This window comes from Kitasatospora sp. P5_F3, from assembly GCF_054049135.1.
This window is the reverse complement of sequence record NZ_JBFUMY010000135.1, coordinates 1-7,535: the sequence shown is the minus strand read 5'-3', so window position 1 is coordinate 7,535 and position 7,535 is coordinate 1. Positions and strand designations below refer to the sequence as shown.

At 72.1% G+C, this 7,535-nt stretch carries 9 protein-coding genes; 7 read left to right on the top strand and 2 right to left on the bottom strand.

Features of this window, described 5'->3' with window-relative positions; genetic code table 11:
• Positions 1–48: 48 nt before the first annotated feature.
• Entirely contained in the window at positions 49–531 is a 483-nt protein-coding gene (locus ACXJMZ_RS35940) for a DoxX family protein (RefSeq protein ID WP_457034212.1), read from the bottom strand.
• A 29-nt stretch (positions 532–560) separates the two neighbouring features.
• Positions 561–1,223 carry a hydrolase gene (locus ACXJMZ_RS35935; RefSeq protein ID WP_457034211.1) on the bottom strand — a complete coding sequence of 221 codons (663 nt, stop codon included), beginning with the start codon at positions 1,221–1,223 and terminating at the stop codon, positions 561–563.
• 275 nt (positions 1,224–1,498) lie between these two features.
• Here ACXJMZ_RS35935 and ACXJMZ_RS35930 point away from each other — a divergent pair, with 275 nt between their 5' ends.
• The 7 genes from ACXJMZ_RS35930 to ACXJMZ_RS35900 all read left to right on the top strand — a co-directional run.
• Complete coding sequence (locus ACXJMZ_RS35930; RefSeq protein ID WP_457034210.1) at positions 1,499–2,332, top strand: alpha/beta fold hydrolase; 834 nt, start codon at positions 1,499–1,501, stop codon at positions 2,330–2,332.
• 28 nt (positions 2,333–2,360) lie between these two features.
• Positions 2,361–4,259: an amidohydrolase gene (locus ACXJMZ_RS35925; protein ID WP_457034209.1), complete on the top strand. Its 1,899-nt coding sequence runs from the start codon at positions 2,361–2,363 to the stop codon at positions 4,257–4,259.
• Between the two features lie 75 nt (positions 4,260–4,334).
• The gene (locus tag ACXJMZ_RS35920; protein WP_457034208.1) at positions 4,335–5,039 is read left to right on the top strand and encodes a YoaK family protein; all 705 of its coding nucleotides are present in this window, start codon (positions 4,335–4,337) and stop codon (positions 5,037–5,039) included.
• Positions 5,040–5,152: 113 nt separating this feature from the next.
• Positions 5,153–6,247 carry an LLM class flavin-dependent oxidoreductase gene (locus ACXJMZ_RS35915; RefSeq protein ID WP_457034207.1) on the top strand — a complete coding sequence of 365 codons (1,095 nt, stop codon included), beginning with the start codon at positions 5,153–5,155 and terminating at the stop codon, positions 6,245–6,247.
• A complete protein-coding gene (locus ACXJMZ_RS35910) occupies positions 6,244–6,855 on the top strand; it encodes an FMN reductase (protein ID WP_457034206.1) in 612 nt (203 codons plus the stop codon). Before ACXJMZ_RS35915 ends, ACXJMZ_RS35910 begins: the two co-directional genes overlap by 4 nt.
• Positions 6,794–7,099, top strand: a complete 306-nt coding sequence (locus tag ACXJMZ_RS35905; RefSeq protein ID WP_457034205.1) for a GNAT family N-acetyltransferase — start codon at positions 6,794–6,796, stop codon at positions 7,097–7,099. The genes ACXJMZ_RS35910 and ACXJMZ_RS35905 overlap by 62 nt, the downstream gene beginning before the upstream one ends.
• Positions 7,096–7,535: pirin family protein (locus ACXJMZ_RS35900; protein ID WP_457034204.1), on the top strand; the 440-nt coding region annotated here is incomplete at its 3' end. The genes ACXJMZ_RS35905 and ACXJMZ_RS35900, both read left to right, overlap by 4 nt.

Sequence of the window (7,535 nt, the reverse complement as noted above, 5' to 3'; positions counted from 1 at the left end):
GGCACGGGACGGGCCCCGTGCCGACGCCAGGGTCGATGGCAGTGCGGGTCAACGGCGGTGCAGCGCCAGGCGGGTGGCGAGGCCGCCGCCGACGCCGGCCAGGACGGCCACGGGCAGCCACCAGGCCGACCAGGGCAGTAGGCCGAGCGAGGCGTCGAGTGACCAGTCACCGGGGCCGGTGGCGGACAGTACGGCGCCGATCGTGACCAGCACGAGCGGGTACTCGTAGCCGTCGTTCTGCACCCACAGCCCGTGCGGCCGCTTGACGGTCAGCGCGACCGTCATCACGCCCATCGTGCCCGCGGCGGTCAGCGGAGTGAGCAGGCCCGCCGCGAGCAGCAGCCCGGAGCCGATCTGGCTGCCCCCGGCGGTGAGGGCGGTCAACACCCCACCCCGGAAGCCGTCCTGGCGGAACTCGGCCGTACCGCCGGCCAGCCCCCGGCCGCCCAGATGGAAGCTGACCTTCTGGATGCCGTGACCCGCCACCAGCAGACCGGCGACCAGCCGGAGCAGCAGGAGACCCGTGTTCATGAGCGAACTTCCCTCCCGTACCGTCCGGTTCAGCCGGCCGCGTGCTCGTTGATCATGCTCTGGGCGTAGACCACGCCCAGGCCGTAGGCGCCGGCGTGCTCCTTGACGACCTCCAGGACCGGCAGGTAGGTCTCGGCACGGGCCCAGTCGCGCTGGAGTTCCAGGAGTACCTGCACCCAGGTCACCGGCACCGCTCCGGCCGAGATCATCCGCTGCAGGGCATGCTCGTGGGCCAGCGGGCTCACCCCGCCGGAGGCGTCCGAGACCACGTACACCTCGTAGCCCTGGTCCAGCATCGACAGGGCGGGCAGCACCAGGCACACCTCGGTCCACAGGCCGGAGAGGATCACCTTGCCGCGCCCGGTGGCCTTGACCGCCTCGACCAGCGCCGCGTCCTCCCAGGCGTTCATCGTGGTCCGGTCGATCACCTCGTGGTCCGGGAAGACCGCCTTCAGCTGGGGGAGTATCGGGCCGGAGAACGACTCGGCGGCGACCGTGGACAGCACCACGGGAACGTCGAAGACGCGCGCCGACTTCGCCAGTCCGACGGTGGCGTTGATGATCGCCGTCCGGTCTCCGCTACCGGTGCCGAAGAACATCTGCGGCTGGTGGTCGACGAAGAGCATGACCGAGTTGTCCGGCGTCAGCAGGTCCGAACTCGGGGCGGCGTGTACGTGGTCGAAGTCGACCATGGTGGTTCTCGCTCTCGGCTGAGGGGGTGTCACAGAGACGTCTGCACACAGGTCAGGACGCTATCCAGCGGGGCCTGCGGATCTCTTCTCCCGCCGCGCCCAAAGCTGTCCCCACACTGCACCCGGGTCCGTCGGCGCGGTCGCTGCCCGCGCAGGACAGAGCCGGTGCGTGCAGAGGAAAGTCGCAGGCCGACGCGTTCCTAGATTGATCCGTGCCAGAGCTCGACGGACCGCACGGCACCCGCCGTTCGGCCTGAACCACAAGGACGGTCACCATGCCCTTCATCCCGGTCGGCGAAGAGAACTCCAGCACCATCGACCTGTACTACGAGGACCACGGCACCGGCCGCCCCGTCGTGCTCATCCACGGCTGGCCGCTGAACGGCGCCTCCTGGGAGAAGCAGGTGAACGCGCTGCTCGACGCCGGCAACCGGGTCATCACGTACGACCGCCGCGGGTTCGGCGCCTCGGACAAGCCGGCGTTCGGCTACGACTACGACACCTTCGCGGCCGACCTCGAGGCCGTGCTCGCCCACCTCGACCTGAGCGACGTCGTCCTGGTCGGCTTCTCCATGGGCACCGGCGAGGTCACCCGCTACCTCGGCACCTACGGCTCCGCCCGTGTCGCCAAGGCGGTGATGCTGGGTGTGGTGCCGCCGTTCCTGCTGCGCACCGAGGACAACCCCGACGGCGTGGACGGCAGCGTCTTCGACGGGATCCAGGGCGCCATCCGCGCCGACCGTCCCGCCTTCCTCGCGGCCTTCCTCGCCGACTTCTACAACGTGGACGTGCTCGGCGGCGACCGGGTCAGCGACCAGGTGGTCCAGTACAGCTGGAACGTCGGCGTCTCCGCCTCCGCCAAGGCCACCCTGGACTGCGTCCCGGCCTGGCTCACCGACTTCCGCGCGGACCTGCCCAGGATCGACGTGCCCGTCCTGATCGTCCACGGCGACGCGGACCGTACGCTGCCGATCGGCTCGACCGCGATCCCACTCTCCCAGCGCATCGCGGGCGCCCGGCTGGTGGTGCTGGAGGGGGCCCCGCACGGGCTGATCTGGACGCACGCCGAAGAGGTCAACAAGGAACTGCTCGCGTTCATCGGTGAATGACCGGCTGGCCCCACGAGAGCGAGCACTCATGCCGAGCATGCCCGTGGCCGGAATCCGCGCCGGTACCGACCAACCACCGGACCAGGCAGCGGATCTGGTCGTACGCAACGCCAAGGTGTACACCGGCGACCCGCTGCGCCCGCGCGCGAGCGCACTCGCGATCCGCGCCGGGCTGATCAGCGCCGTCGGCGACGACGCGGATGTCCTGCCACAGGTCGGCCCGGGGACCCGGGTCGTCGACGCGCTCGGGCGGCGCGTCGTCCCGGGCCTCAACGACGCGCACCTGCACGTCATCCGGGGCGGTCTCAACTACGTGTTGGAGCTGCGCTGGGACGGCGTGCCGACGCTCCGTCAGGCGCTGGCCATGCTCCGGGCGCAGGCCGAACGCACCCCGCCGGGCCAGTGGGTGCGGGTGGTGGGCGGCTGGTCGGCCGATCAGTTCGCCGAGCGTCGGCTGCCCACGGTTGCCGAGCTCAACGCGGCCGCGCCCGACACGCCGGTCTTCGTCCTGCACCTCTACCAGGCGGCGCTGCTCAACCGGGCCGCGCTGCGGGCTGCGGGCTTCACCGGCGACACCCCGGACCCGGTGGGCGGCCAGATCGTCCGCGGCCACGACGGGCAGCCGACCGGGCTGCTGCTGGCCGCCCCCGGCGCCCTGCTGCTGTACTCCACGCTGGCCAAGGCGCCGACCCTGGACGAGGCCGACAAGGCCGCCTCCACCCGGCACTTCCTGCGCGAGCTCAACCGCTTCGGCCTCACCTCCGCCATCGACGCGGCCGGCGGCTTCCAGAGCTTCCCGGAGAACTACGGCACCGTCACCGAGCTTGCGGCGAAGGGGGAGTTGACGCTGCGCATCGCCTACCACCTGTTCCCGCAGACCGCCGGGCAGGAGCTGGACGACCTGGCGCGCTGGGTGGCCACCGTCCGCCCGGGTGACGGGGACGAGTGGCTGCGTCTCAACGGCGCGGGGGAGAACCTCACCTGGGCGGCGGCCGACTTCGAGAACTTCAGCGAGCCGCGCCCCGAACTCGGCCCGTACGAGGCGGGATTCGAGCAGGCGGTCCGGCTGCTGACGGAGCACGGCTGGGGCTTCCGGCTGCATGCCAGCTACGACGAGACGATCCGCCGGGACCTGGCGGTCTTCGAGAGGCTCGCCGCCGAGGGCCTGTTCCCGGGCGGGAACAGGTGGCTCTTCGACCACGCCGAGACGGTCTCGGCCGACAGCCTGGACCGGATCGCGGCGCTCGGCGGCGCCGTCTCGGTGCAGAACCGGATGTCCTTCCAGGGCGAGGCGTTCGTGCGCCGGTACGGCGCCGCCGCGGCCAGTGACGCCCCGCCGGTGCGGGCGATGCTGGAGCGCGGCCTGACCGTGGCCGGCGGCACCGACGCCACCCGGGTCTCCTCGTACAACCCCTGGGTCGCGCTGCACTGGCTGGTCTCCGGACGCGCCGTCAGCGGACGGACGCTCCGCCCGCCGGCCGGCCGGCTCAGCCGTGAGGAGGCACTGGAGCTGTACACCCAGGGCGGTGCCCGTCTCACCGGCGAGCAGGACGTCAAGGGGCGCCTGACAGTGGGAAGTTACGCTGACCTGGCGGTACTCAGCGCCGACTACCTGACGGTGGACGAGGCCGACATCCCGCACATCGAGTCCGTCCTCACCGTGGTCGGCGGGCGCATTGTGCACGGTGTCCAGGAGCACGAGGGCCTCGCCCCCGAACTGCCCGCCGTGGTCCCGCTGTGGAGCCCGGTGGCGCGGTTCGGCGGCTACCAGGCCACCCCCGCGCCCAGCCTGGCCGGTGTCCGGCAGGCCGGTCTGCTGGTCGAGGCGGCCGCCGCCTCGGAGGAGCAGCGGGCGTGGCGGCTGGCGCGCGGGCAGCTGGCCCCCGGCCCGGGCGGGCCGGCCCTCGACGACCCGTGCTTCCTCTGATCCACCGCGCCGCTGGACCCGTGAGGTCCGGCGGTGCACCGCGCCGCGCCCCGACGGCCGGGAAAGGATGACCCGATGACGAACCCTCACTCTGAGCACACCGTGGCCACCGCACAGATCCGCGACAGCCACCCGCTGGCCCTGGCCCTGTTCGCGCTGAGCGCGGTGAGCGGGCTGATCGACGCGATCAGCTACCTGGGGCTCGGCCACGTCTTCACCGCGAACATGACCGGCAACGTGGTCGTGGTCGGGTTCGCCCTGGTGGGCACGCCCGGCTTCTCGCTCGCGGGTTCACTGACCTCGCTCGCAGGCTTTCTGCTGGGTTCGGTGCTGGCCGGCCGGCTGGCGATCGGGCAGCTCGGCGGCGGCCGGGTGCGCTGGCTGCGCACCGCGCTGCTGGCCGAGGCGGCGCTGCAGGGCGCGGCGACCGCCGTCGCGTTCGCCTCGGGCGGCCGGGCGACGGAGGCACTGATCGCACTGTTGGCCGTCGCCATGGGCTTGCGCAACGGCACGGTCCGCAAGCTGGCGGTGCCGGACCTGACGACGACCGTGCTCACCCTCACCCTGACCGGCATCGCGGCGGACTCCTCACTGGCGGGCGGCACCAACCCCCGCCTGGGACGGCGGCTCTACGCCGTGCTGGCGATGCTGGCCGGCGCGGCGCCCGGCGCCTGGCTCGTCATCCACGGACATCTCGCCTGGGCGATGCTGGCCGGCACCCTGCTGGTCGCCGTGATCGCGGTCGGCTATCGCGAGCGTGACGGGGAGTATCCGGCCTGAGTAGGGCGTTCACGGACTGGGAAGGGTGCACGGCCAGGCATGACGGGGCCCGGGCCCGCCCTAGAGTCGGCAGGGACGGGGCACGCAGACACATGGCACAGAGGGTGATGACAGTGCAGTTCGGAATTTTCAGCGTCGGGGACGTGACGACCGACCCCACCACCGGGCGAACGCCGAGCGAGCACGAGCGGATCAAGGCCATGGTCGCCATCGCGCTCAAGGCGGAGGAGGTCGGCCTGGACGTCTTCGCGACGGGTGAGCACCACAACCCGCCGTTCGTGCCGTCCTCGCCGACCACCATGCTCGGCTGGATCGCCGCCCGTACCGAGCGGATCATCCTCTCCACCGCCACCACGCTGATCACCACCAACGACCCGGTGAAGATCGCCGAGGACTACGCGATGCTCCAGCACCTCGCGGACGGTCGGGTGGACCTGATGATGGGCCGCGGCAACACCGGCCCCGTGTACCCCTGGTTCGGCCAGGACATCCGCCAGGGCATCCCGCTCGCGATCGACAACTACGCGCTGCTGCACAAGCTCTGGCGCGAGGAGACGGTGGACTGGCAGGGCCGCTTCCGCACCCCGCTGCAGTCCTTCACCGCCACCCCGCGCCCGCTGGACGGCGTCCCGCCGTTCGTCTGGCACGGCTCGATCCGCTCGCCCGAGATCGCCGAGCAGGCCGCGTACTACGGCGACGGCTTCTTCGCCAACCACATCTTCTGGCCCAAGGAGCACTTCCAGCAGCTGGTCGGTCTCTACCGCGAGCGCTACGCCCACTACGGCCACGGCACACCCGAGCAGGCCGTGGTCGGGCTCGGCGGCCAGGTGTTCCTGCGCCGGAACTCGCAGGACGCCGTACGGGAGTTCCGGCCCTACTTCGACAACGCGCCGGTGTACGGGCACGGGCCGTCGCTGGAGGAGTTCACCGAGCAGACTCCGCTGACCGTCGGCAGCCCGCAGGAGGTCATCGAGAAGACCCTGACCTTCCGGGAGACCTTCGGCGACTACCAGCGCCAGCTCTTCCTGGTCGACCACGCCGGACTGCCGCTGAAGACCGTCCTGGAGCAGCTCGACCTGCTCGGCGAGGAGGTCATCCCGGTCCTGCGCAAGGAGTTCGCGGCCGGCCGGCCCGCGACTGTGCCCGACGGTCCCACCCACGCCGCCCGGGTCGCCGCGGCCGCTGTGACCGTGACGGAGGCGAAGTGAGCGACGGCGCGCTGCGACTCGTGGTGGTCAGCGCGGGGCTCTCCGTCCCGTCGTCGACCCGGCTGCTGGCCGACCGGATCGCCGACGCGACCGTCCGCCGGCTGCGCCACGGCGGGCGGGAGGTCGACCTGAGGGTGGTCGAACTGCGCGACCTGGCAAGGGAGATAGCCGACAACCTGGTCACCGGCTTCCCGGGGACCGCGCTGCGTGAGGCGATCGAGGCGGTCACCAGGGCGGACGGGCTGGTCGCCGTGACGCCGATCTTCAGCGCCTCGTACAGCGGGCTCTTCAAGTCCTTCGTGGACGTGATCGACCGGGACGCACTCACCGGCTGCCCGGTGCTCGTCGCCGCCACCGGCGGAACCGCTCGGCACTCGCTGGCCCTGGAGCACGCCATGCGTCCGCTCTTCGCCCACCTGCGGTCCGTGGTGGCGCCGACGGCCGTCTACGCGGCCTCCGAGGACTGGGGTTCGGCCGGGGACGCGAGTGGCGGCCTGGCCACCCGGATTGCCCCCCCCCCCCCCCCCCCCGGACCCAGGAGGAACGATGACGACCACCGTGACGGACACCCCCGAGCGCTCGCGGTTCGAGATCACGGAGGACGGTGAACTCGCCGGTTTCGCCGAGTACTTCCGGCACGAGAACGAGATCGCCTTCATCCACACCGAGATCGACCCCGCCTTCGCGGGCCGCGGCCTGGCCGGGGTGCTGGCCCGGGCCGCCCTCGACGCCGCACGGGAGCAGGGCGCGGACGTGTTGCCGTACTGCCCGTTCATCCGGGGCTGGCTGACCAAGCACCCCGACTACGTCGACCTGGTGCCCGAGGCCCAGCGCACCCGCTTCGGCCTGTGACCGCCCCCGTGGTGCGCGGCGGGCGCGAGGACGTCCCGGCCGGCCCCGTCCGGGAGCTGCTGACGCCCCGTGAGACGGCCCTCGGCGGCAGCACCGTCGTACGCCGCCTGCTGCCGAACCTGGGTCGCCGGATGGTCGGTGCCTGGTGCTTCGTCGACCACTACGGGCCCGACGACATCGCCGACGAGCCCGGCATGCAGGTGCCGCCGCACCCGCACATGGGCCTGCAGACGGTCAGTTGGCTGCACGAGGGCTCGGTCCTGCACCGCGACAGCCTGGGCAGCCTGCAGACCGTACGCCCGCGCGAGCTGGGCCTGATGACCTCGGGCCGGGCCATCTCGCACTCCGAGGAGTCCCCGCGCGGGCACGCCCGGCTGCTGCACGGCGCCCAGCTCTGGGTCGCCCTCCCCGACAGCCACCGGCACACCGCTCCCGC

Bases quoted from the DNA above. Each gene is read 5' to 3' on its own strand.
- ACXJMZ_RS35925 (WP_457034209.1), top strand. From the start codon at position 2,361: ATGCCGAGCATGCCCGTGGCCGGAATCCGCGCCGGTACCGACCAACCA.
- ACXJMZ_RS35930 (WP_457034210.1), top strand. From the start codon at position 1,499: ATGCCCTTCATCCCGGTCGGCGAAGAGAACTCCAGCACCATCGACCTG.
- ACXJMZ_RS35940 (WP_457034212.1), bottom strand. From the start codon at position 531: ATGAACACGGGTCTCCTGCTGCTCCGGCTGGTCGCCGGTCTGCTGGTG.
- ACXJMZ_RS35920 (WP_457034208.1), top strand. From the start codon at position 4,335: ATGACGAACCCTCACTCTGAGCACACCGTGGCCACCGCACAGATCCGC.
- ACXJMZ_RS35905 (WP_457034205.1), top strand. From the start codon at position 6,794: ATGACGACCACCGTGACGGACACCCCCGAGCGCTCGCGGTTCGAGATC.
- ACXJMZ_RS35935 (WP_457034211.1), bottom strand. From the start codon at position 1,223: ATGGTCGACTTCGACCACGTACACGCCGCCCCGAGTTCGGACCTGCTG.